This is a genomic window from Herbidospora sakaeratensis, assembly GCF_001570525.1.
In the GTDB taxonomy this organism is placed as follows: Bacteria; Actinomycetota; Actinomycetes; order Streptosporangiales; family Streptosporangiaceae; genus Herbidospora; species Herbidospora sakaeratensis.
In genome coordinates, this window is the sequence record NZ_BBXC01000007.1 from 378,473 (window position 1) to 401,527 (window position 23,055).

The 23,055-nt window shown below is 72.3% G+C and carries 16 protein-coding genes; 10 read left to right on the forward strand and 6 right to left on the reverse strand.

Annotated features, from left to right (window positions below; all coding sequences use genetic code 11):
• On the reverse strand, positions 1-1,320 hold the full coding sequence (locus AW271_RS01615; protein ID WP_062330607.1) for a hypothetical protein: 1,320 nt from the start codon (positions 1,318-1,320) through the stop codon (positions 1-3).
• A gap of 136 nt (positions 1,321-1,456) precedes the next feature.
• Between AW271_RS01615 and AW271_RS01620 the strand changes: the two genes are divergently transcribed.
• The 5 genes from AW271_RS01620 to AW271_RS01640 all read left to right on the forward strand — a co-directional run bounded on the left by AW271_RS01620 (position 1,457) and on the right by AW271_RS01640 (position 8,847).
• Positions 1,457-2,809: an ABC transporter substrate-binding protein gene (locus tag AW271_RS01620; RefSeq protein WP_062330608.1), complete on the forward strand. Its 1,353-nt coding sequence runs from the start codon at positions 1,457-1,459 to the stop codon at positions 2,807-2,809.
• A 60-nt stretch (positions 2,810-2,869) separates the two neighbouring features.
• The gene (locus AW271_RS01625) at positions 2,870-4,354 is read left to right on the forward strand and encodes a glycoside hydrolase family 36 protein (protein ID WP_062330609.1); all 1,485 of its coding nucleotides are present in this window, start codon (positions 2,870-2,872) and stop codon (positions 4,352-4,354) included.
• A 45-nt stretch (positions 4,355-4,399) separates the two neighbouring features.
• The gene (locus AW271_RS01630; protein WP_062330610.1) at positions 4,400-5,554 is read left to right on the forward strand and encodes an ROK family transcriptional regulator; all 1,155 of its coding nucleotides are present in this window, start codon (positions 4,400-4,402) and stop codon (positions 5,552-5,554) included.
• An 87-nt stretch (positions 5,555-5,641) separates the two neighbouring features.
• Positions 5,642-6,799, forward strand: a complete 1,158-nt coding sequence (gene rhaI / locus AW271_RS01635) for an L-rhamnose isomerase (RefSeq protein WP_062330611.1) — start codon at positions 5,642-5,644, stop codon at positions 6,797-6,799.
• Between the two features lie 113 nt (positions 6,800-6,912).
• Entirely contained in the window at positions 6,913-8,847 is a 1,935-nt protein-coding gene (locus AW271_RS01640) for a Xaa-Pro dipeptidyl-peptidase (RefSeq protein ID WP_083975941.1), read from the forward strand.
• A gap of 58 nt (positions 8,848-8,905) precedes the next feature.
• On the opposite strand, the gene AW271_RS01645 is transcribed toward AW271_RS01640, so the two are convergent.
• From AW271_RS01645 to AW271_RS01660, 4 genes are all read right to left on the reverse strand, one after another.
• Positions 8,906-9,538, reverse strand: coding sequence for a M15 family metallopeptidase (locus AW271_RS01645; protein ID WP_062330612.1), 633 nt, complete (start codon positions 9,536-9,538; stop codon positions 8,906-8,908).
• 11 nt (positions 9,539-9,549) lie between these two features.
• The gene (locus AW271_RS39335; protein WP_063817822.1) at positions 9,550-11,115 is read right to left on the reverse strand and encodes a GH25 family lysozyme; all 1,566 of its coding nucleotides are present in this window, start codon (positions 11,113-11,115) and stop codon (positions 9,550-9,552) included.
• 67 nt (positions 11,116-11,182) lie between these two features.
• The gene (locus AW271_RS01655) at positions 11,183-12,643 is read right to left on the reverse strand and encodes an FG-GAP repeat domain-containing protein (protein ID WP_062330613.1); all 1,461 of its coding nucleotides are present in this window, start codon (positions 12,641-12,643) and stop codon (positions 11,183-11,185) included.
• Positions 12,644-12,737: 94 nt separating this feature from the next.
• Positions 12,738-15,725 carry an AfsR/SARP family transcriptional regulator gene (locus tag AW271_RS01660; RefSeq protein WP_062330614.1) on the reverse strand — a complete coding sequence of 996 codons (2,988 nt, stop codon included), beginning with the start codon at positions 15,723-15,725 and terminating at the stop codon, positions 12,738-12,740.
• 192 nt (positions 15,726-15,917) lie between these two features.
• Here AW271_RS01660 and AW271_RS37940 point away from each other — a divergent pair, with 192 nt between their 5' ends.
• On the forward strand, positions 15,918-18,878 hold the full coding sequence (locus tag AW271_RS37940; RefSeq protein WP_063817824.1) for a lamin tail domain-containing protein: 2,961 nt from the start codon (positions 15,918-15,920) through the stop codon (positions 18,876-18,878).
• 43 nt (positions 18,879-18,921) lie between these two features.
• Here AW271_RS37940 and AW271_RS01670 read toward each other — a convergent pair whose 3' ends face one another.
• Positions 18,922-19,473 (reverse strand): hypothetical protein, encoded by a 552-nt coding sequence (locus AW271_RS01670; protein ID WP_062330615.1) that lies wholly within the window; start codon positions 19,471-19,473, stop codon positions 18,922-18,924.
• Between the two features lie 139 nt (positions 19,474-19,612).
• Here AW271_RS01670 and AW271_RS01675 point away from each other — a divergent pair, with 139 nt between their 5' ends.
• The 4 genes from AW271_RS01675 to AW271_RS01690 are packed head-to-tail and all read left to right on the forward strand — an operon-like array spanning position 19,613 to position 22,944.
• Positions 19,613-20,164: a sigma-70 family RNA polymerase sigma factor gene (locus tag AW271_RS01675; RefSeq protein WP_081898486.1), complete on the forward strand. Its 552-nt coding sequence runs from the start codon at positions 19,613-19,615 to the stop codon at positions 20,162-20,164.
• On the forward strand, positions 20,148-21,200 hold the full coding sequence (locus AW271_RS01680) for a hypothetical protein (protein ID WP_062330617.1): 1,053 nt from the start codon (positions 20,148-20,150) through the stop codon (positions 21,198-21,200). The genes AW271_RS01675 and AW271_RS01680 overlap by 17 nt, the downstream gene beginning before the upstream one ends.
• Entirely contained in the window at positions 21,197-22,093 is an 897-nt protein-coding gene (locus tag AW271_RS01685) for an ABC transporter ATP-binding protein (RefSeq protein ID WP_062330620.1), read from the forward strand. The genes AW271_RS01680 and AW271_RS01685 overlap by 4 nt, the downstream gene beginning before the upstream one ends.
• Positions 22,090-22,944, forward strand: a complete 855-nt coding sequence (locus tag AW271_RS01690) for an ABC transporter permease (RefSeq protein ID WP_062330624.1) — start codon at positions 22,090-22,092, stop codon at positions 22,942-22,944. The genes AW271_RS01685 and AW271_RS01690 overlap by 4 nt, the downstream gene beginning before the upstream one ends.
• Positions 22,945-23,055: the final 111 nt, after the last annotated feature.

Consider the following 23,055-nt stretch of genomic DNA (forward strand, 5'->3'; position numbering starts at 1 on the left):
TTAGTGCGTTCGGCCGAGGGTGAGCCAGCCGGTCAGTGTGCTGTCCTGGCCGGCGTTGGCGAAGCGTAGCGGCACGCCGTTCCTGAGCGGGTTGGCGACCCGCATGACCAGCGTGTGGTCGCCCTTCTTCAGCCCGGGGAGCCGGGTGCTCAGCTCGACCGGCGCGCCGGGCAGCACGCGGGTCAGCTTCCAGGACGTCGTCCACGTCCGGGCGATCCGGCCGTTCCGGACGGCGGCCACCTCGACCGGCCAGTCGTAGGCGAACGGGGCGACCCCGTCGTTCTGGATCTGTACGGCCACCTCGGAGCTCCCGATCCGCGCCCTGGTGACCCGCAACGAGTAGCCGAGCGATTTGGCGGCGGCCAGCGCGGTGTCGTAGGCCGCGCCGGTGTATCCCGGGCTGAAGGCGTAGTGGTTGAGCAGCCACGTCGCGTGGGTCTGCGCCACGCTCCCGGCGAAGTCGCCCTCGCAGCCGCCCGAGAACAGGCAGCCCTGCAGCTCGGGCCGCAGTTCGCCGGCGACCGTGTTGGTCTTCCACTTGTCGGCCGTCCCGGCCTGGTTCATCAGGTCCATGAAGTGCCAGCCCGGGCCGGGCAGCGTCGAGAAGACGAACGAGTCGTCGTGGTAGCCCAGGTCGAGGGCCGCGTTGTCGGCGCTCGGGTAACGCACCATCAGGCGGGTCTCGTCGAAGGCCGCGTCGTAGGCGCGCAGCACCCGCTGCTGCTGCGCCGGGGAGGCGAACCAGTTCTCGGTGCCCGGGTCGCCGTTGTGCGGCCAGGTGTGCCACTCGCCCCAGAAGCCCAGCAGGCCGAGCTGGACGAAGCCGATCCGGGGGTCGCCGTCGTAGCGGCGGCCGAGCGCGGCGATGAACGCGTCGAGCGCGGCGGCCAGGCGCGGGTCGTCGTAGTCGGGCGACACGCTCAGGCCGTCGTTGCCGAAGTCGTCGTACGGCCGGGTGAGCAGTCCCTGGTCGATCAGGAACCGCGGGATGCCGCTCGGCCGGGCGGGATAGTCGAGGTAGAAGCGGAACGCGGTCTGGTGTCCACGGGCCGCGATGGCGTCGAGCCCCTCCTCCAGGGCCCGCCAGTCGAACCGGTGCGGGCCGGTCATCACGGCGTTGAGCGGCAGGTAGAACCACTCCATCGAGTGCGGGAACGTCGCGTAGGCGTCGGCGTACGGGATGAAGCCCTTGAGGGGGTTGGCGGCGGGTTCCTGGCCGGCGGCGAGCGGCCGCCAGCCGGGGTGGGCCTGGGCCGGTGCGGTCAGCAGCACGGCCGTGATCAGCGCGGCCATGAGAATCCGGGCAGGTCGGGGGACCATCGGGCCTCCAGCGAGGTACTTATGAGCCAGCCTTGACAAATTTTCGATGAGCCACATCATTATTCGGGAGAGCCACCAAGGCAAGAGGGAACTTTTCTGGCCCCTCGGCCACATCCCCCCAGGAAGAGGTACCTCGATGATCGACAGGAAGCGGGTCGGCGCGGCCCTGCTGTGCGGGTTGCTGGCGCTCACCGGCTGCGGCGGCGCCGACGAGGAGCCGGGGAACGGCGGCGGCCAGGTCACCCTCGACTACTGGCTCTGGGACGACAACCAGCAGGCCAGCTACCAGGCCTGCGCCGACGCCTTCGCCGCCGCCAACCCCGGCATCACCGTGAAGATCACCCAGACGGCCTGGGCGCAGTACTGGCAGAACCTGACCACCCAGCTCGCCGCCGGCGACGCCCCCGACGTCTGGACCAACCAGGTCTCCTACTACCCGCAGTTCGTCACCAGCCAGCAGATCCTCGACATCCAGCCCTACGTCGAGGCCGACAAGGTCGACCTCAGCCAGTACCAGGACGGCCTCGCCGACCTCTGGACCAAGGACGGCAAACGCTACGGCCTGCCCAAGGACTGGGACACCGAGGCGGTCGTCTACAACAGCGACCTGCTCGCCAAGGCCGGCGTCGACCCCGCCGAACTGGCGAACCTCACCTGGAACCCGCAGGACGGCGGCACGTTCGAGCAGGTCATCGCCAAGCTGACGGTCGACTCCAAGGGCCGCAATGGCCTCGACCCCGCCTTCGACAAGGACGACGTCGCCGTCTACGGCTACCAGCCGGAGTGGAACGACGGCTCCCAGGGCCAGAACGGCTGGGGCGAGCTCGCCGCCGCCAACGGGTTCGTCTACCTCGACAAGAACCCATGGGGCACCCAGTACAAGTACGACGACCCCAAGCTGATCGAGACCATCGGCTGGTACAAGGCGCTGACCGACAAGGGCTTCGCGCCGAGGTTCGACAAGCAGTCGACGCTCGGCATCGACGCCGTGATGAACTCCGGCAAGGCCGCGCTGACGATCGCCGGCTCCTGGACGATCAACACCTACCTCGGCGAGGGCGCCCAGCAGAAGTTCGCGCTCGCCCCGCTCCCGGTCGGCCCGACGGGCACCCGCAAGAGCGCCATCAACGGCCTCTCGGACGCGATCTGGGCCGGCACCGAGAACAAGGACGCCGCCTGGAAGTGGGTGAAGTACCTCGGCTCGGCCGAGTGCCAGAACACGGTCGGCGACAACGCCGTGGTCTTCCCCGCCATCAAGAGCGCCACCGACCGCGCGCTGGCCGCCCACCAGGCCAAGGGCCGCGACGTGCAGGTGTACGTCGACTACACCACGACCCCCGGCGGCACCTTCCTGCTCCCGATCACCGACCACGGCACCGAGATCAGCCAGATCGTGCAGGACGCCCTGCAGTCGGTGATCCTCGGCCAGATCAGCCCCGCCGACGCCCTGACCAAGGCGAACCAGCAGGTCAACGCCCTGTTCGTCTGAACATCCCGCCCGGCGGGACAACCTCCCGCCGGGCCCCGTCATCCCGTCTTGAGGAGAGCCATGCCCCTGCTCGTCGACCTGTCCGGCCGGGTCTTCGCGGTCGAACCGACCGGACCGGCCCCCGTCGAGCCCGTCGCCGGCGGCCTGATCCTGCCGCCCGGCCGGGTGGCGGTCCTGCACGGTCTCGGCGACGCCCTGTTCTACCGGCACGGCCAGAACTCGTGGAGCCCCTGCGGCTGGCGCCGCCTCAGCGAACCCCCGCTGCGCATCGCCAACCCCGAACGCCGCCTGACCGCCGACGACACCGTCTGGGACGACCCGTCCCGCCACCACTCCTCGGCCGTGGCCGCCCTCCAGGGGCCTGACGGGAACGTGCTCCTGCTGGGCGCGCTCGGCCTGGGCACCCCCCGGCTGAGCGCCGACCACGACACCCTCGCGGGGTGGTGCGAGGAGGACGGCGCGCCGTGGTTCCTGGCGTACGGCCCCGAGCGGGAGGTCTTCGCCTCCTACACCCGGGAACTGGCCGCGCGGCTGGGCAGCAGCGACCGGCGGGCGGGCAACGTCTGGTGCACCTGGTACGCCTACTACGAGGGCATCACCGAGGAGCAACTCGGCAAGGACCTGGCCGGGCTGGCCGGGCTGCCCTACGACGTCGTCCAGGTCGACGACGGGTGGCAGCGGATCGTGGGGGACTGGGAGCCCAACGACAAGTTCCCCTCGGGCATGGCCGCGCTGGCCGGGCGGATCGGCGCGGCGGGCATGCGGCCGGGGCTCTGGCTGGCGCCGTTCATCGTGCTGCCCGGGGCCGAGCCCGACCCGGAGTTCCTGCTCCGCGACGCGGCGGGGAACCCGGTCGAGGCCGGGCACAACTGGGGGGCCGCCTACTGGGCGCTCGACCTCACCCACCCCGGCGTGCAGGAGCATCTCCGGGGCCTGATCCACCGGGTGGTGCACGAGTGGGGCTTCACCTATCTGAAGCTCGACTTCGTCAACGCGGGGGCGGTCCCGGGGGTGCGGCACTCGGGGGCGGCGCGGGAGCAGGCGTACCGCGACGGGCTCCGGCTGATCCGCGAGGCGGCCGGGCCCGAGGTCTACCTGCTCGGCAGCGGCGGCCTGCTGCTGCCCTCGCTTGGGCTGGTCGACGGCATGCGCAGCGGCCCCGACGTCGCCCCGATGTGGGCCAACTACGCCACCGACGATCCCTCGGACGCGATGGCCTACAACGCCGTCGTGAACTCCCTCCACCGGTTGTGGCACGCGCCGCTGCTCCAGGTGGACCCCGACGTCGTCTACTTCCGCAGCCGGTTGAACCTGCTCACCGACGCCCAGATGGCCTGGTTGCAGGACCTCGCCGCGATCTGCGGCTTCCGGGCGGTCTCCGACCCGCCCTCGTGGCTCAGCCCGGCGGAGCTGGAGCGCCTGCGCGCCTATCTGACCGACCGGCCGGAGATCGTCCAGGGCGGCCGTTACCGCTTCACCGTCGACGGCCGCGAGGTCGACTTCACCGGCGCGCTGAGCCCCGGCCAGCAGTACCCGATCTCGTGAGGGGACCGGTAGAATTACGCTTTCTCAAAGCATAATTAGGGGGCAATGGTGGTGGACCCGGCCGGAGCCGACGTCAGCAGGCTCCGCGAGCTCAACTCGCTGAGCATCGTCCGGGCGATGCGGGGCCAGCCGCCCGCCACCGTCACCGAACTGGCCGGCCGCACCGGCCTGTCGCGGCCGGGCACCGACGTCGTCGTGCGCGGCCTGGTGACCGACGGGTGGGTGCAGGTCGTCGAGCCCGACGGCAGCACCGTCGGCCGCCCGGCCCGCCGCTACCGCTTCAACGCCGGCGCCGGTCACGTCTTCGGGGTCGACATCGGGGCGCACAAGATACTGGTGCTGCTGTCGAACCTCGAAGGGGAGGTGCTGCTCAGCCGCCGCCTGCCGGTCGACCCCGGCGCCGGACCGGCCGAGCGGCTCGCGGCCCTCGACGCCGCCCTCGACGGCTGCCTGACCGAGGCCGGGCTCGAACCCGACCGGATCTGGGCCATCACGGTGGGGGTGACCGGCCCGGTCGACGCCTCGGGCCGGACCTCCCTGTTCACGCCGCTGCCCGGCTGGTCGAGCGTCTCCCCGGCCGACCACCTCGCGGCCCGGTTCGGCTGCCCGATCTCGGTCGAGAACGACTGCAAGCTGGCCGCCGTGGCCGAACGCTGGCAGGGCGCCGCCCAGGACGCCGACGACATCGTCTACCTGCTGGCGGGCATGCGCATCGGCGCCGGCCTCATCATCGACGGCACCCTGCGGCGGGGCTACGGGGGCGCCGCCGGTGAGATCGGCGCGCTCAAGGCGCTCCGCTGGTTGTCGGCCCCCGCCCGGCTGGAGAACTATCCCGGCATGCCCGCCGACGTCCATCCCGACGACCGGGCGGCGTGGGTCTTCGAACGCGCCCGCGAGGGCGACCGCGAGGCCCGGACCGCGCTGCGGCGCTACGCGAAAGACCTCGCGGTCGGCGCGGCGGCGCTGGTGCTGACGCTCGACCCGCAGGTCGTGGTGCTCGGCGGCGGCTACTCGCGGTCGGCCGACCTGATCATCGACCCGCTGGTCGACGAACTGGAGCGGCTCGTCCTGCGGGTGCCGGAGGTCCGGGCGTCGAGCCTGGGCGCCGACAGCGTGGCGCTCGGGGCGCTGCGGCTCGCGCTCGACCAGATCGACGCCCAGCTGTTCGCCGACGGCATGCCCGCGCCGCTTAAAACGTGACAAGCCCCCATCCGCGACGTTGACGACCTCTGACGGCTGCTTTAGCGTCAGGCGGATTGAAACGTTTTTGCGGTGAGGTGGTCGACAGTGGTGACGGCTGGGGTGACGGCCGGGTTGCGGGCGCTGCGCATCGAGACGCCTTCCTGGGCCTACGGGAACTCGGGCACCCGGTTCAAGGTCTTCACGCGCGAGGGGGTGCCCCGCGACCCCTACGAGAAGATCGCCGACGCCGCCCAGGTCCACCGCTTCACCGGCGCCGCGCCGACCGTCGCCCTGCACATCCCGTGGGACCGGGTGGCCGACTACCGCGACCTGGCCGAACACGCCCGCGCCGGCGGGGTGGCGATCGGGGCGATCAACAGCAACGTCTTCCAGGACGACGACTACATGCTCGGCAGCGTCACCAACCCCGACCCGGCGATCCGCCGCAAGGCGCTCGGCCACCTGCTGGAGTGCGTCGACGTCATGGACGCCACCGGCTCGGAGGTGCTGAAACTCTGGTTCTCCGACGGCACCAACTACCCGGGGCAGGACGACATCCGGGCCCGGCAGGACCGGCTGGCCGAGGCCCTCGACGCCGTCTACGCCCGGCTCGGCGACCACCAGCGGCTGGTGCTGGAGTACAAGCTGTTCGAACCGGCCTTCTACGCCACCGACGTGCCCGACTGGGGCACCGCCTACGCCCACTGCCTGCGGCTCGGGCCGAAGGCGAAGGTGGTCGTCGACACCGGCCACCACGCGCCCGGCGTCAACATCGAGTTCATCGTGGCGTTCCTGCTGCGGGAGGGGAAGCTGGGCGGGTTCGACCTCAACTCCCGCTTCTACGCCGACGACGACCTGATGGCCGGCGCGGCCGACCCGTTCCAGCTCTTCCGGATCATGTACGAGGTGGTGCGCGGCGGCGGTCTCGACGGCGGCGTGGCGTTCATGCTCGACCAGTGCCACAACATCGAGCCGAAGATCCCGGGCCAGATCAGGTCGGTGATGAACGTCCAGGAGGCGGCGGCCAAGGCGCTGCTCGTCGACCGCGACGCGCTGGCGCGGGCGCAGCGCGCGGGTGACGTGCTCGGGGCCAGCGGGGTGTTCATGGACGCGTACAACACCGACGTGCGCCCGCTGCTGGCCGCCCTCCGCGAGGAGGAGGGCCTGGCCCCCGACCCCATGGCCGCCTACGCCGCCTCTGGCTACGGCGAGCGCATCGCGGCCGACCGGATCGGGGGGCGGCAGGCCGGCTGGGGAGCCTGAGTGCCATGTCACACATCCAGTACGAGGTGGTGTCAAAGCCGTAACCTGATCTTGTCGGTTATGAGGGTTTTCAAAGAGATTTGGGGTAATTCCCCTGTCTCTGGAGGCTCTTCGTGCCACCGTTGCGAGCCGCCCTCGTCGCCGTCGGACTGGTCGTGGCCATCGCCACGCCCGTCCAGGCGAGTGCCGCCCCCGCCATTTCCGTGGAGAACGGGCGCACCCAGCCCGTCTTCTCCTACGCCGACGCGATCCGCGAGTCGGTCCTCGTCGAGTCGACCGTCGACAGCGACTCCGACGGAGTGCTCGACCGCGTGCGGGTCGACATCATCCGCCCCAAGGAGTCGGGCCCCGGTCTCAAGGTCGCCTCGATCATCGACGAGAGCCCCTACTACGACAACTCCGGCCGCGGCAACGAGGCCGAGCGCAAGGTCTACGACGCGAACGGGAACATCGTGAAGTTCCCGCTCTGGTACGACAACTACTTCGTGCCGCGCGGCTACGCCTTCCTCGCCGTCGACATGATCGGCACCACCAAGTCGACCGGCTGCCCCGACGTCGGCGGCAAGGCCGACATCCTGGGCGGCAAGGCCGTCATCGACTGGCTCAACGGCCGCGCCACCGCCACGAAGCTCGACGGCGTCACCCCGGCCGTCGCCGACTGGAGCACCGGCAAGGCCGGCATGATCGGCAAGTCGTACGACGGCACCCTGGCCAACGGCGTCGCCGCGACCGGCGTCGAGGGCCTGGAGACCATCGTCCCGATCTCGGCGATCAGCTCCTGGTACAAGTACCAGCGCATGAACGGCGTGATCTACAACTTCAACTACCAGTCGTACCTGGGCAACGTCGTCGACACCGACCCCGACGCCAAGTGCGCCGCGGTGCGTGCCTACGCCGACGCCAACGACGGCGACGACACCGGCAACTACAACGCCTACTGGGCCGAGCGCGACTACATCGCCGGCACCCTCGCCGACGTCTCCAAGGTCAAGGCGTCGGTGTTCGTCGTGCACACCGTCAACGACCTGAACGTCAAGCCGGACAACTTCTCCGTCTGGTGGGACGCGCTGGCCAAGAACGGCGTGCCGCGCAAGATCTGGGTCGGCCAGACCCAGCACGTCGACCCGTTCGACTTCGAGGGCCAGCGCGACCGCTGGGTCGACACCCTGCACGCCTGGTTCGACTACTGGCTCGTCGGCGTGAGCAACGACGTCATGAAGCAGCCGCGCGCCGACGTGCAGACCGGCCGGACCGACTGGATCACCCTGCGCGACTGGCCCGAGCCCGCCGCCCAGAACCACCTGTTCCGCCCGGCCGCCGACGGCACCCTCGGCCTGGTCCAGGCGCAGAACGGCGAGACCGCGACCTTCACCGACGTCCGTCAGTCGGAGAACGCCATGGTCGCCAACATCACCACCCCCGCCGCGGGCCGCGTCGCCTTCACCACCAGCGAGTTGTCCAAGGACATCCGGATGTCCGGCACGCCCGAGATCAGCCTCCAGGTGAAGCTCGACAAGCCGACCAGCAACCTGACCGCGCTCCTCGTCGACTTCGGCACCGACAACCGCATCAACTGGCGCAGCAACCAGGGCATCCGCAACCTGACCACGCAGAGCTGCTACGGCGAGTCGACCGCCGCCGACGACGGCTGCTACTTCGACGTCGAGACCAACATGACGACCGCCGCCCTGGAGATCGTCGGCCGCGGCTGGATCGACGTGCAGAACCGCGACTCGATCAGCGCCTCGAACCCGCTCCCCGTGGGCTCGTACGGCGAGGTCAAGTGGCTGACCCTGCCGCAGGACTACACCTTCAAGGCCGGGCACCGCATCGGGCTCGTCCTCGCCGGCACCGACTCGACCTACAGCGGCGAGCCGGCCACCGGCACGAAGGTCACCGTCGACCTGCAGCGCAGCCGCGTCCGCATCCCGCTCGTCCTGGCCCCCGGTGAGACCATCTCCGAGGCCGACGTCCGCGCCCGCCGCGCCGCTCCGTGGGTCGCCCCCGCCGAGCCCGAGTGGCCCGCGCCGGAGTACCGCTTCTGGTAGACCGCGCTCAACCCGGCGACGGCCCGGCGGCTCCGTGCCGCCGGGCCGTCGCCCTTTTTCACCTGCGGGCCGGTCCGTAGCGGGCGGTGCCCGCCCCGGTGACGTGGGCCCAGTAGCGGTCGCCGTACGACCAGTGCCACCACTCCGTCGGATAGTTGACCAGGCCCGCCTCGGTGAGCGCCGCGCCGAGCACCCGGCGGCGGGCCGCCGCCTCCGGCGCGATCGTGGTGTCGGCGGTGTGGCACGCCTCGGTGTCGGTGTCGTTCACCTCCGTGCCGAGCCACAGTTCGGCCCCGTCGGCGTCGCGCAGGGTCAGGTCGACGGCCGCGCCCGCGACGTGCGGGGCGACCTCCGGCGGGGAGATGTAGCGGGCCGCCCGGTGGTGGTACCAGTCGTCGTCGCGGCCCGGGTGGGCGTCTCTCAGCCGGTCGACGTGCTCGGTGAAGTAGGTCGTCTGCAGGTCCACCGGCCGGAAGCCCTCCACCACGAGGAAACGCAGGCCGGGCGGGAGCAGCGACTGCGCGACCACCAGCCGGTCGACGACGCCGCGCCGCAGCCACGCGTGCGACGGGTTGGCCGCGGCCATGCGCGGGTCGACGCACAACGCGGGCACGGTCCCCAGGTCGAGCAGCTCGTCGCCGTTCTCCTCGACGGGGATGCGGCCGATGACGGGGTCGGACAGATAGATCATGTCGTCGCTCCTCAGGAGACGGGGATGTGGCCGTTGACTCCCCAGTTGGAGAGCTGCACGCGCTGGCCGGTGGTGGAGTAGGCGGCGTACCAGGCGCCGGTGGACGGCCGCCACAGGACGCGGTCGGCCTGCCCGTCGCCGTTGTAGTCGCCCGGGACGGGGACGTCGCCGTTCTGGCCCCACGGTTCGGTCTCGTTCTTCACGCCGTCGCGGCTGAACTCGACGAACCACGCGCCGTTGGCCGGGTTCCACAACGCCCGGTCGGATGTGCCGTCGCCGTCGTAGTCGCCCGGCACGGGCACGTGCCCGTTGACGCCCCAGTTGCCGAGCTGCACCCGCTGGCCGGTGCCGGAGTAGGTGACGTACCAGGCGCCGGTGGAGGGGCGGAACAACATGCGGTCGGCTTCGCCATCGCCGTTGTAGTCGCCCGGCACGGGGATGTCGCCGTTCTGGCCCCAGGGTTCGGTCTCGTTGTGGTTGCCGGTGCGGCTGAATTCGACGTACCAGACGCCGGTGGACGGCCGCCACAACGTGCGGTCGGCCTTGCCGTCGCCGTCGTAGTCGCCCGGGACGGGCACGTCGCCGTTCTGACCCCAGGCGGGCAGTTGCGCCCGCTGGCCGGTCGTGCTGTAGGTGGCGTACCAGGCGCCCGTCGAGGGGCGGAACAGCACGCGGTCGGCCTGCCCGTCGCCGTTGTAGTCGCCCGACACCGGGACGTCGCCGTTCTGGCCCCACGGTTCGGTCTCGTTCTTCACGCCGTCGCGGCTGAACTCGACGAACCACGCGCCGTTGGCCGGGTTCCACAACGCCCGGTCGGATTTGCCGTCGCCGTCGAAGTCGCCCGGGTGGCGGAAGCGGGGGCCGCTCGCGGCGAGGGCGGCGAGCTGAGAAAGGCTGCCGTTGAAGACGTTCTGGTCGCCGGGCAGCGAGCCCGCGTCGGCGTACTGCCACAACGTCCACTTCGACCAGCCCGAGGGTAACGGGGTGGGCGCGCTGCCGTAGTTCGCGATGAACAGCGGGTTCCCGCCGAACCGGGTGGTGCCGCCGGTGCAGGGGTTCCACCAGTTCGTGTTCGTGTAGATCATCGTCGGGCGGCCGGTGCGTTCCCTGACCCGGTCGACGAAGTCGCCGATCCAGGTGACCATCTGCGCCGGCGACAGGCCGTAGCAGGGGGACGGGCTGCCGGAGCCGTTCCACGGCCACTCGATGTCGAGCATCGGCGGGAGGGTGCGGCCGTCGGCGACGTACCGGGCGCGGTCGAGGAAGTAGTCGGCCTGGGCCCGGCCCCCGCTCTGGTCGGGGCGGGCGAAGTGGTAGGCCCCGGCGTAGAGGCCGTTCGCCTTCGCGCCCGCGTAGTTGGCGGCGAAGGTGTCGTCGAGGTAGTAGGTGCCTTCGGTCGCTTTCATGTACGCGAACCTCGCCCCGGCGGAGGCGACGTTCGGCCAGTTGACGTTCCCCTGCCAGTGGGAGACGTCGATGCCGGTCACCGGGTAGCCGGAGGGGGCGGCGGCCTGGGCGGGGGAGGAGGTGAGGGTCAGGGCGGTGACGACCGCGGTGATCAGGGCGATGGCGCGCATGGCGTTGCTCCGCATGGGTCGGAGACCCCGGCCGGATTACGCCGGCCGGGGCCTCAGGGGGAAGGGGTCAGCTGACGGGGATGTGGCCGTTGACTCCCCAGTTGGAGAGCTGCACGCGCTGGCCGGTGGTGGAGTAGGCGGCGTACCAGGCGCCGGTGGAGGGGCGGAAGAGCACGCGGTCGGCCTGGCCGTCGCCGTTGTAGTCACCGGGGACGGGGACGTCGCCGTTCTGGCCCCACGGTTCGGTCTCGTTCTTCACTCCGTCGCGGCTGAACTCGACGAACCACGCGCCGTTGGCCGGGTTCCACAGGGTGCGGTCGGACCTGCCGTCGCCGTCGTAGTCGCCGGGCACCGGGACGTGGCCGCTGACGCCCCAGTTGCCGAGCTGGACGCGCTGGCCGGTGCCGGAGTAGGTGACGTACCAGGCGCCCGTCGAGGGACGGAAGAGCATGCGGTCGGCCTCGCCGTCGCCGTTGTAGTCGCCCGGGACGGGGACGTCGCCGGCCTGGCCCCACGGTTCGGTCTCGTTGTGGCTGCCGGTGCGGCTGAACTCGACGTACCAGGCTCCCGTGGACGGCCGCCACAACGCCCGGTCGCCCTTGCCGTCGCCGTCGTAGTCGCCCGGGACCGGCACGTCGCCGTTCTGGCCCCACGCGGGCAACTGCGCCCGCTGGCCGGTGCCGGAGTAGGTCACATACCAGGCGCCGTTGGACGGGCGGAAGAGCATGCGGTCGGCCTCGCCGTCGCCGTTGTAGTCGCCGGAGACCGGGATGTCGCTGTTCTGGCCCCAGGGCTCGGTCTCGTTGCGGCTGCCGTCACGGCTGAACTCGACGAACCACGCGCCGTTGCCCGGGTTCCACAGGGCGCGGTCGGTCTTGCCGTCGCCGTCGAAGTCGCCGAACTTGGGCCTCGGGGTGGCGGCGACGTCGTCGACGATGTTCTTGTAGCGGATCGGCTGATAGCCCTGCATGCTGGACCACGACTCGTCACCCACCTTGCCGCGGGAGTTCGGGGTCGGGCCCTTGGCCCAGTCCTGTTCCCAGCCTTGCGCGTCCCCACTGGAATTCGTTCCGTTCAGCGAGTAGGTCCAGGCGCCCTTCGTGTGGTCGGACGTGTCCTTCCAGCGCACGAACAGCTCGATGTGGGTGCTGCTGAGGATCGCGTCACCCGGCTTCAGATCGTGGAGGCTGTCGAGGTCCTCCACCCCATCCCACGCCGCGAAGTCGCGGGTGCTGTTGCCCCCCTTCCCGGAGTTCGCGGTGATGTGCCACGCCATGGAGACCAGGCCGGAGCAGTCGGGGCCGTACTTGTTGTCACCTTCCACGTCGGTCTTGAGCGTGCCGGGGTCGCGGGTCAGGTTGTACTGGATCTCGCGGTTGACCCAGTTCTGCGCTCGGGCCAGGACCTCCGAGCGGGTGATCTGGCCGCCGGCTGTCGAGGCGTTCGCCGGGGTCGTGGTCACCGCGGTGGCCAGGCTGAACGAGGTGGCGATCATCAGGCCGGCGCTGATCAGGCGGGTGATCTTCATGGTCGTGTCCCTTTCGGTGGGGGTGTTTCTCGCTCGCACCGAAAGGTTCCGACGGGCCGCTGAAACGGCGGTGAAAATCCGCGGCGGGCCGTTTTCAGCGGCCGGTGAGCTCCCCGTACTCGCGGGAGCCGTGTTCGTGGAAGACCGTCAGCGCCCGCGCGCGGACCTCCTCGGCCAGCCCCGTCTCGCCCCGCGCCTCGTGCAGCAGGGCCAGGTCGCGGTCGGTGCGGGCCTGCCAGAGCGGGGCCTCCATGCCCTGCCAGACCTCCGCGGCGGCGGTCAGGCACACGTCGGCGTCGGCCAGGTCGCCGTCGGCCAGGTGGAGTTCGCCCAGGGTGCGCAGCGTGACGCCGAGCCCCCAGCGGTCGCGCATCGTCTGGGAGGTCGCCAGCGCCCGCTCCAGCGGGGCCAGCGCCTCCCGGGTGCGGCCCATGCGCATCTCGGCCTTGGCCCGGGTCCGCACGCAGTACGCCTCCATGAGCCGGTCGCCCAGCCGCCCGAAGACGGCCGCCGCCCGTTCGGCCGGGTCGAGCGCCGCCTCCAGGTCGCCGGTGGCGCGGTGGAACAGGCTGATCGTGCGGAGGGTGACGCCCTCGCCCCGGAGGCTGCCGGCGCGCCGGTAACCGGCCAGGCTCTCGGTCAGCTCCGGCCAGGCGGCGTCGTAGTCGCCGAGTTCCAGCCGGACGGAGCCGGCGAGGCGGCGTACATAGGAATGGCCGACCTCCTCCCCGAGGCCGGCGAACAGCGTGGCGGCCTGGTCGAGGAAGTAGAGCGCGTCGGTCAGGCGGCCGGCCTCGCGGCAGGTCACGCCCAGCCCGGCCAGCACCCGGGCCTGGCCGCGGGCGTCGCCGAGGTCGTGGAAGGCGCCGAGCGCCTCGCCGAGCAGCCGCCGCGCCTCCGGGAACCGGTCCTGCTCGTAGCGCAGGTGGCCCAGCTCGGCCAGCATGCCCGCCTCGGCGGGCCGGTGCCCGGCCGCGCGGGCCGCCGTCAGCCCCGCCTGGTTGATGCGCTCCCGCGACTCGAACCGGGTCGCGCCCAGGAACGACAGGCCGAGCCGTAAGGACGCGAACCGGCCGACGAGCGCGTGCAGGCCCAGCGCGGCGGCCCGCTCCATGCCGACGACCAGCGCGGGCTGCTCGATCTCGAACCAGTCGTGCGGCGCCTTCAGCACGCCGGCGACGAGCTCCGGGGGAGCGGGCGCCGGGTCCTCCGGCCGGTCGCGGTGGCCGGCCTCGTCCGACGGCGCGTCGACCGCCACCTCGTCGGCCACGGCCAGCCAGCCGCCGAGCACCCGCCCGACGGCCGCCAGCAGCTCCTCGTGGGGCTCCTCGGCCTCGGCGCGTTCGCGGCCGTGGATGCGGACCAGGTCGTGCATGCGGTAGCGGAGCGTGCCCAGGTCGTCGACCCGGCCGAAGTCCACCACCTGCGCGTCGACCAGCCGCTCGACGACGTCCTCGGCGACCGTCCCGTCGACGTCGCACAACCAGGCCACGATCCAGGGCGAGAACTCCGGCACGCCGAGGAAGCCCAGCCGCCGCAGCGCCCGCCCGGCCGCCGGGTCGAGCCCCCGGTAGCTGACCTCGAACCCGGCCCGCACCTCCAGGTCGGCGATGGCCAGCTCGTCGAGCCGCCGCCGCTCGTCGGCCAGCCGGTCGGCGAGCACCCGCAGCGGCCAGCGCTGCCGCGTCGCCAGCCGGGCCCCGGCGATCCTGATCGCCAGCGGCAGCCGCCCGCACAACTCGACGATCTCCCGGGCCACCTCCTCCTCGGCGGCGACCCGCTCGGCGCCCACGATCCGCGCCATCAGCTCCCTGGCCTCGTCCGGTTCGAGCACGTCGAGGTCGGTGCGCCGGACGCCCGAGAGCCCGCCCAGCCGGTTGCGCGAGGTGATCAGCACCGCCGCCGCGCCGCCCGGCAGCAGCGGCCGGACCTGCTGCTCGGTCCCGGCGTCGTCGAGCACGACCAGCGTCCGGCGGCCGGCCAGCAGCGTGCGGTAGAGGTCGGCGCGCTCGCCGGTCGACTCGGGCAGGGCGTCCGGCGTCACCCCGAGCGCCTTGAGGAACCGGCCGAGCACCTCGCCCGGGTCGGCGGGCGCGGCCGTCATCCCGCGCAGCTCGGCGTACAGGCGGCCGTCGGGGAAGGCGTCGGCGACCTGGTGGGCGACGTGCAGCGCCAGCGCCGACTTGCCGCTCCCGGCCCGGCCCGCGACGATCTGCACGATCCCGCCGCCCGACTTCAGCGCCGCCCCCAGCGCGGCGCTCTGCCGGTCGCGGCCGGTGAAGTCGGCGGCGGCCGGCGGCAGCTGCGCCGGGACGGCGACCCGGCGCGCCTCGCCCGACGGCGGCCCGAGCAGCGCGGCGTCGCCGCGCAGGATCGCGTGGTTGATCGCGGTCAGCTCCGGCCCCGGGTCGACGCCGAGCTCCTCGGCCAGCAGCGCGCGGCCCTCGCGGAACACCGCCAGCGCGTCGGACTGGCGGCCCAGCCGGTAGAGGGCGGTCATGTACTGCCCGCGCAGCCGCTCGTTGGCCGGATGGGCGTCCACCAGCGCGGCCAGTTCGGCGACGAGCTGACCGTGGCGGCCGAGCGCCAGGTCGGCGGCGACGCGGTCCTCGGTCGCCGACAACCGCAGCTGCTCCAGCCGGGCCGCCTCCCCGGCCAGCGCCGAGTCGCCCAGCCCGGCCAGGGCCGGTCCCCGCCAGAGCGCCAGTGCCGCGCCGAGCAGGTCGGAGGTCTCCTCGGGGGTGGTGACCTGCCGCGCCTCGGTCAGCAACCGGCGGAACCGGTCGACGTCGAGCGAGCCGGGCGGCAGGTCCGCCAGGTAGCCGGGCGCGCGGGTGACGATCACCTCGGGCAGCCCGGCCTTACCGAGGGCCTGCCGCAGGCTCTTCACGTACGTCTGGATCGCGGCCTTCGCCGTCTCCGGCGGGTCGTCCGGCCAGAGGATGTCGATGAGCCGGGTCATCGGCACGACGTGGCCGTTCTCGAGCAGCAGCGCGGCCAGCAGGGTCTGCGGTTTGGCGCCGCCGATCCGCGCGGCCGCCTCTCCGGCCCCCACTTCGACGGGCCCGAGCAGCCGGAACATCACCGGCCCAGCATGACAATCGCCGCTTTCCACGACAAGGCCACTGACTTGCCTGTGAACGCCAGGAAAAGGGTTCACTGTTCGCCCTGATTTCGCCTTCCGGTCAGGCACGTCCACCAGGCTCGCTGGAACGTTGTTCGCTGTGGTGAAAAGGGCACGAAGTTGAGCATGAATTGGCGGCGGACAGTCGCATTGGCATTACCGATCCTGACCGCCGTCCCGCTTCTCGTGACACAGGCCTGGGCGGCCGACCCGGTTCCCTCGATCAAGGTGAACGAGGTCGAGTCGAACGGCGGCGTCCCCGGTGACTGGGTCGAGCTGACCAACACCGGCGCAACCCCGGTCGACATCGGCGGCTGGCAGATCAAGGACAACGACGACACGCACGTCCTCACCGTTCCGGCCGGCACCACCGTCGCCCCGGGCGCCTTCCTGGCGATCGACACCGAGGCCGCCTACGGCCTCGGCGGCGGCGACTCCGTACGGGTGTTCCTGGCCGACGGCGTCACCCTGGTCGACACCTACACCTGGGCCGCGCACGCGCCGATCACCTGGGGCCGCTGCCCCGACGGCGCCGGGGAGTTCGCCGCCACGGTCGCCCCGACCAAGGGTGCGCCCAACGACTGCGGCACCCCCTCGGCGTTCGTGAAGATCAACGAGATCGAGTCGAACGGCGGCACCCCGGGCGACTGGGTCGAGCTCGTCAACGTCGGCCCGATCCCGGTGAACATCGGCGGCTGGCTCGTCAAGGACAACGACGACACGCACGTGTTCACCGTCCCGGCCGGCACCGTCATCGCCCCGGGCGCCTTCCTCGCGCTGGACACCGAGGTCGCGTACGGCCTCGGCGGCGCCGACTCGGTCCGCGTCTTCCTGGCCGACGGCCTCACGCTCGCCGACTCCCACACCTGGACGGCGCACGCCGCGGTGACCTACGCCCGCTGCCCCAACGGCACCGGCGCGTTCACCGACAGCACGGCCCCGACCAAGGGCGCGGCCAACACCTGCGGCTCCCCGGCCGCCACGGTCAAGATCAACGAGATCGAGTCGAACGGCGGCGCCCCCGGCGACTGGGTCGAGCTGACCAACACCGGCGCGACCCCGGTCGACGTGTCGGGCTGGCTCGTCAAGGACAACGACGACACCCACATCCACCCGATCCCGGCCGGCAGCACGATCGCCCCCGGCGGCTTCCTGCCCGTGGACGTCGAGCTCTCCTACGGCCTGGGCGCCGCCGACTCCGCGCGCCTCTACTCGGCCGACGGCCTGACCCTCCTCGACTCCCACACCTGGCCGGCGCACGCCGCCGTCACCTACGGCCGCTGCCCCGACGGTTCCGGCGCGTTCGCCGACACCACCGCCCCGACCAAGGGCGCCGCGAACGCCTGCGGCACCACGACGCCGACCGGCACCCCGTGGCCCGGCGGCGCCGACGTCGCCACGGCCGACCCCGCCGGCCTGCTCGGCGGCAACATGAGCGGCCTCTACCACCAGCCCTCCGGCGACGCCGGCCCCGGCTCGTTGTGGGCGGTCAAGAACGGCCCCGGCACCCTCTACCGCCTGGAGAGGAACGGCGCCGCCTGGACGCCCGCCGAGACCCACACCCTGAAGTTCCCGACCGGCCTGGGCGACCCCGACGCCGAGGGCGTCACGCTGACCTCGGCCGGCGTCGCGGGCGGCGTGTTCGTCTCGACCGAGCGAGACAACGGCGTCAGCGGCGTCAGCCGCCCGGCCGTCCTGCGCTTCGACCCGACCGGGGCCGACGGCACGCTGTCGGCCGCCAGGGAGTGGGTCCTCACGGCCGACCTCCCGGTGGTCGGCGCGAACGCGGGCCTGGAGGCCATCGCCTGGGTGCCCGACTCCTACCTCACCGCGAAGGGCTTCGCCGACGAGCGCACCGGCGCGGCCTACAAGCCCTCCGACTACCCGAACCACGGCGACGGCCTGTTCCTCGTCGGCGTCGAGGGCACCGGCGGCGTGCACGCCTACGCCCTCGACCAGAACGGCGGGGCGTTCACCCGCGTCGCCACCGTCGCCAGCGGCTTCCCCGGCGTCATGGAGCTCGCCTACGACCCCGAACTCAAGAAGCTCTGGGTCGTCTGCGACGACACCTGCCAGGGCCGCGCCGCCCTGTTCGACGTGAACGCCGCCGGCAAGCTCGCCGCCACGGTCGTGTACGACCGCCCGGCGGGCATGCCCAACCTCAACAACGAGGGCTTCGCCCCGGCCGCCCAGGCCGAGTGCGTCGCCGGCCGCAAGCCGGTCTTCTGGACCGACGACAGCAACACCGGCGGCCACGCGCTGCGCACCGGCACGATCGACTGCACCGCGCTCGACCTCGACGCCGACGACGACGGCATCGACGACGCGATCGACCCCAAGAAGGACGACCCCGCCAACGAGACCTTCTCCGACGGCGTCACCTCGGGCCGCGTCCTCGCCCGTGAGGGCCGTACCGTGACCGTCTCGGACACCACCGCGCCGGCCGGCGTCCTGGTCGCCGTCGGCGCGGGCGACCAGCCGGCGCGGGTCCAGCTCAACGGCGTTTTCGGCACCGTCGCCCTGACCGAGGGCGCCTACCGGATCACCGGCGGCGGCAAGACCTACACGGTCACCGCCCTGAGCGGGCAGGCCGCGGTGAAGGTGACCGTCAACGGCACCCCTGTCACGCTGACCGCCGGCGCGGGCGGCTCGGCCACCCTGACCGAGGTCCCGGGCAACGGCACCGTCGCCGGGATCGTCGGCATCGGCCACACCGGTGACGTCACCCTGACGGCGGCCGGCGTCCCGGCCGGGACCTGCGGCGACATCGTGGTCCGCAACGTCATCGTGGCCACCGCCGGCGCGACGTCGGTCTCCGGCACCGGCGCGAACGACCTGATCATCGGCCGCTCGGCCGACGACGTCATCACCGGCAACGGCGGCGACGACTGCGTCGTCGGCCAGGGCGGCGCCGACACAGTCACCACCGCCGACGGGAACGACCGCATCGACGCCGGCAACGGCGCCAACGCGGTGAGCTCGGGCGGCGGCGACGACCGGATCCAGGGCGGCAACGACGCCGACACGTTCGACTGCGGCGAGGGCACCGACGTGGCCCGCCCGCTCCGCGGCGCGAACGTCAACGTCGAGGGCCGCTGCGAGACCTTCTGACCGGTTCCCCCATGAGCCCGTGACCCCTTGGTGGGTCGCGGGCTCAGCCGTCCACGGCGACGGCGGCGTACTCGTAGTTGGTGCGGCCGTTCTCGTCGCCGTAGTGGGAGCGGCCCGTCATGATCTCGCCCGTGGGGGAGAGCGAGGTGTGCTTGCTCTCCTTCAGGTCGGCCGTCCAGTGGCGGCCGACGATCCGCAGGCTCTTGCCCTGCCAGCGCATCATCTGCGCGTAGTAGACCGTGTAGCCCTTCTCGTCGCCGTAGTGGTAGCGGCCGGTCAGCGCGTAGCCGTCGGGCACGGTGTACACGCTGCGCGGCTCGTCCACCCGCACCCAGTAGCGCTCCGGGAGCACCTCCACCCGGACGTCGTTGACGTAGATCTGCCCGCAGTAGTAGGTCGTGGTGCCGTTCTCGTCGCCGGTGTGCGCCCGGCCGACCAGCATCTGGTGCTCGGGGCAGAAGAAGGTGCTGTTCGACTCCTTCACCTTGCCGATGTGCCCTCCCAGCACCCTGATGGTGTACGTCTCCGCGGCGGCCGGGGCGGCGGAGGCCAGGGTCGCCGCGGCGACGGCCGCGGCCAGGGTCTTCTTCAACATGGCGGTTCTCCCGTTCCTCGTTGGCTTCGACGGGAACTCTCGCCCAGGCGACTTGTGGGGCGGTGGAGACGTTCTTGGAGGTGGCCAGGGAGCCGGTTGTGGCGTGTCACAAGTGAGCTTCCGGCGGTGCTCTACCAATGTGAACGTCGTACAGGAGAACGTGCTGGTCGGGAGGGGCGTCGCCGTGGGGTCCGATCCGCCGGTCCGGGCCGACCTGGAGCAGGTGTTCCGGGCCGTCTATCCGCGCGTCGTCGCGGTGGCCGCCCGTGTGCTCGGGTCGCGGGACGAGGCGGAGGACGTCGCCCAGGAGGTCTTCCTCGCGTTCGGCCGCTCCACGGTGCCCGCGGGGGAGGCGACCGGCTGGTTGTCGGTCGCCGCCGCGCACACCGCCCTGAACCATCTCCGGTCGGGCCGCAGGAGGACCGCCCGGGAGGAGAACGCCACCGGCGAGACCGTCGCCCCCGACATCGCCGACGCCGTCGTCACCCGCGACGAACGCCGCCGCGTGCGCGAGGCCCTCGCCCGGCTGCCGCGCCGCCAGGCGGTCGCCCTGGTCCTGCGGCACAGCGGCCTCAGCTACGCCGAGGTCGCCGCCGCCCTCGACCTCTCGCCCGGCAGCGTCGGCACGATCGTGCGACGGGCCGAGTCCGCTCTGCGCAAGGAGTTGAACCGTCATGCGCCATCCGACTGACGGCACGCTGCGCCGGCTCCTCGACGAGCCGGACGGGGTCGCCGACGCCGACCGCGACCACATCGCCCACTGCCCCGCCTGCCAGGAAGGACTCACCGTGGCCCGTGACGACGCCGCCTTCGCCGCCACCCTCTTGCGCCCCGACGCCGAGGTGGACGTCGACCAGGCGTGGACCCGCTTCTCCACCCGGCCGCCGGCCGCGAGGGCGACCGTGCTGAGCCGCTGGCGCTCCCGGCTGCGCAGCCCCGTCGTCGCCATCGCCGGCGCGGCCGTGCTGGTGACCGGCGCGGGGGCGGCGGCCGCCGCCGACTGGCTGCAGATCTTCCAGGCCGAACGGGTCGCCCCGGTGACCGCGCCGCAGGCCGAACTGGCCAAGATCCCCGAGCTCGGCGAGTTCGGCGACCTCGTCATCACCGACGAGATCTCGTTCCGCGCCGCGAAGGGCCTCACCGAGGCCCAGGAGGCCGCCGGCCTGACCCTTCCGGCGGTCGCCGAACTGCCGCGCGGGGTGAGCGGCGCGCCCGCCTACTACGTCGTCGGCAAGGCCGGCGGCAGCTTCACCTTCTCCGCGGACACGACCGCGCGCACCGCCGCGAAGGCGGGGACGACCGCCCCGCCGGTGCCGCCGGGGCTCGACGGCAGCCGGTTCCTCCTGTCGGCCGGTCCGGGCCTGGCGGCGGTGTGGGCCTCCGACCACGAGATCCCCGCCCTGGCCGTCGCCCGGATCACCGCGCCGTCGGTCTACTCGGCGGGCGTGCCCTTCACCACCGTCCGCGACTACCTGACGTCGCTGACCTTCATCCCCGCCGACGTCGCGGCCCAGCTGCGCGGCTTCTCCGGCGACGGCACGCTGCCGCTGTTCTCGGCGGTCGAGGAGAAGCAGACGTCCATCACCGACGTCGGTGGACGCCCCGCCACGCTCGTGAAGAGCGGCTCCATGACCGCGGTGCTCTGGGTGGCCGACGGCGTGATCAACGCGGTCGCCGGGTCGCTCACCGCCGACGAGGTCCTGACCGTCGCCCGGGGGCTGCGATGACCAACGCCGTCTGGACCTCCGGCCTGCGCAAACGCTACCGGAAGCGGACCGCCGTCGACGGCGTCTCGTTCGCGGTCGCCCGGGGCGAGGTGCTCGGCCTGCTCGGCCCCAACGGCGCCGGCAAGACGACCGTCATCAAGATGATGCTCGGGCTGGTGCGCCCCGACGCGGGCGAGGTCATGCTCCTCGGCCGCCCGGTCACCGACCCCCGGGCCCGCGCCAAGGTCGGCTACCTGCCCGAACTCTTCCGCTACCAGCCCTGGCTCACCGCCAGGGAGGTGCTCGACCTGCACGTCCGGCTCGCCGGGGCCGGCGTGCCGGAGAAGGAACGCCACGACACCCTCGGCCTGGTCGGCCTCGCCGACCGGGCGGGCGACCGCGTGGGCGGGTTCTCCAAGGGCATGCAGCAGCGCCTCGGCCTGGCCGTCGCGCTCGTCGCCCGCCCCGAGTTCGTCGTGCTCGACGAGCCGACCAGCGCGCTCGACCCGGTCGGCCGGGCCGACGTGCGCGACATCCTGCTGTCGCTGAAGGAGCGCGGCGTCGCCGTGCTGCTCAACTCCCACCTGATCGGCGAGGTCGAACGGGTCTGCGACCGCGTCGTCATCCTCGACCGGGGCCGGGTCGCCGCCTCCGGCACCCTCGCCGAGCTGCTCGGGGGCCGCGAGGTGCGGCTCCGGCTGGAGAAGGTCACCTCCGAGGCCGAGGAGCGCCTGCGCTCGGCCGGGCCGCTGAGCCGCGACGGCGACCTGTTCACCGTCGCCGAACTGGAGGCCGACGTGGTCCCCGACCTGGTCGCCGACCTCGTCGAACTCGGCGTGCGCGTGCACTCGGTCGAACCGGGCCGCGTCAGCCTGGAAGACCGGCTCCTCGACATCCTGGGAAGTGAACGATGATCGTCCTCACCTTCGCGGCCCTCACCCTCCGCGAGGCCGCGCGCCGCAAGGTGCTGCGGGCGCTGGCCGTGCTCACGGTCGTGCTGCTGGCCCTGTCGGCGTGGGGCTTCCACACCCTCGTCACCCGGGAGTTCGACGGCGCCCTGCTGACCAGCGGCGAACTGCGGCTGATCGCCTCGCAGCTGCTCAACCTGGTCATGTTCGGCCTCAGCCTGATCGCCGCGCTCGGCACCGCCTTCCTGGCCGGCCCGACCGTCGCCGGCGAGATGGAGTCGGGCGCCGCCCTGGCGATCCTGGCCCGCCCGATCCGCCGCTCGACCGTCCTGGCCGGCAAGTGGCTCGGCCTGGTCGCCTTCGGCGGCGGCTTCGTCGCCCTGGCCGGGCTGGCCCAGTTCGTGATCGTGTACGCCACCACCGGCTACTGGCCCTCCGACCCGGTCACCGGCCTGGCGCTGCTCGCCTTCCAGACGGCCGTCCTGCTCACCCTGGGCCTGCTGTTCTCCACGCTGATCTCGCCGATGGCCTCGGGCGTGGTCGCCGTCGGCCTGTTCGGCGCGACCTGGATCGCGGGCGTCGTCGGGGGAGTGGGCCGCGGCCTCGGCAACGACAGCGTCGCGGCCGTGGGCACGGTCTCCCAGGTCCTGCTCCCGACCGACGGCCTGTGGCGCGGCGCGATGTACGCCTTCCAGGACCCCGCCGCGCTGCTGGGGTTCGGCGGCCCGGCGGTCAAGGGAGGCTTCCCCTTCCTCAGCGACGCCCCGCTCACGTGGGCCTACCTGGCCTGGACGATCGCCTGGACCGCCCTGGTGCTCGGCCTGGCCGCCCTGCTGCTGCGCCGCCGCGATCTGTGACCCCCCAGGTCACAGGCATTTTTTGCGCAGGTGAACAAAGGATTTCACCTCACCGAAACCTAAGTCCGGTCCGGGGCCGGATAGGGTCTCCCCATTCTCGACAACGTTGAT

Excerpts from the sequence above, each read along its gene's own strand:
- AW271_RS01625 (WP_062330609.1), top strand. The coding sequence starts at position 2,870 with ATGCCCCTGCTCGTCGACCTGTCCGGCCGGGTCTTCGCGGTCGAACCG.
- AW271_RS01690 (WP_062330624.1), top strand. The coding sequence starts at position 22,090 with ATGATCGTCCTCACCTTCGCGGCCCTCACCCTCCGCGAGGCCGCGCGC.
- AW271_RS01655 (WP_062330613.1), bottom strand. The coding sequence starts at position 12,643 with ATGAAGATCACCCGCCTGATCAGCGCCGGCCTGATGATCGCCACCTCG.
- AW271_RS01680 (WP_062330617.1), top strand. The coding sequence starts at position 20,148 with ATGCGCCATCCGACTGACGGCACGCTGCGCCGGCTCCTCGACGAGCCG.
- AW271_RS01630 (WP_062330610.1), top strand. The coding sequence starts at position 4,400 with ATGGTGGTGGACCCGGCCGGAGCCGACGTCAGCAGGCTCCGCGAGCTC.
- AW271_RS01660 (WP_062330614.1), bottom strand. The coding sequence starts at position 15,725 with ATGTTCCGGCTGCTCGGGCCCGTCGAAGTGGGGGCCGGAGAGGCGGCC.
- AW271_RS39335 (WP_063817822.1), bottom strand. The coding sequence starts at position 11,115 with ATGCGCGCCATCGCCCTGATCACCGCGGTCGTCACCGCCCTGACCCTC.
- AW271_RS01685 (WP_062330620.1), top strand. The coding sequence starts at position 21,197 with ATGACCAACGCCGTCTGGACCTCCGGCCTGCGCAAACGCTACCGGAAG.
- AW271_RS01620 (WP_062330608.1), top strand. The coding sequence starts at position 1,457 with ATGATCGACAGGAAGCGGGTCGGCGCGGCCCTGCTGTGCGGGTTGCTG.
- AW271_RS01615 (WP_062330607.1), bottom strand. The coding sequence starts at position 1,320 with ATGGTCCCCCGACCTGCCCGGATTCTCATGGCCGCGCTGATCACGGCC.
- AW271_RS01645 (WP_062330612.1), bottom strand. The coding sequence starts at position 9,538 with ATGATCTATCTGTCCGACCCCGTCATCGGCCGCATCCCCGTCGAGGAG.
- AW271_RS01670 (WP_062330615.1), bottom strand. The coding sequence starts at position 19,473 with ATGTTGAAGAAGACCCTGGCCGCGGCCGTCGCCGCGGCGACCCTGGCC.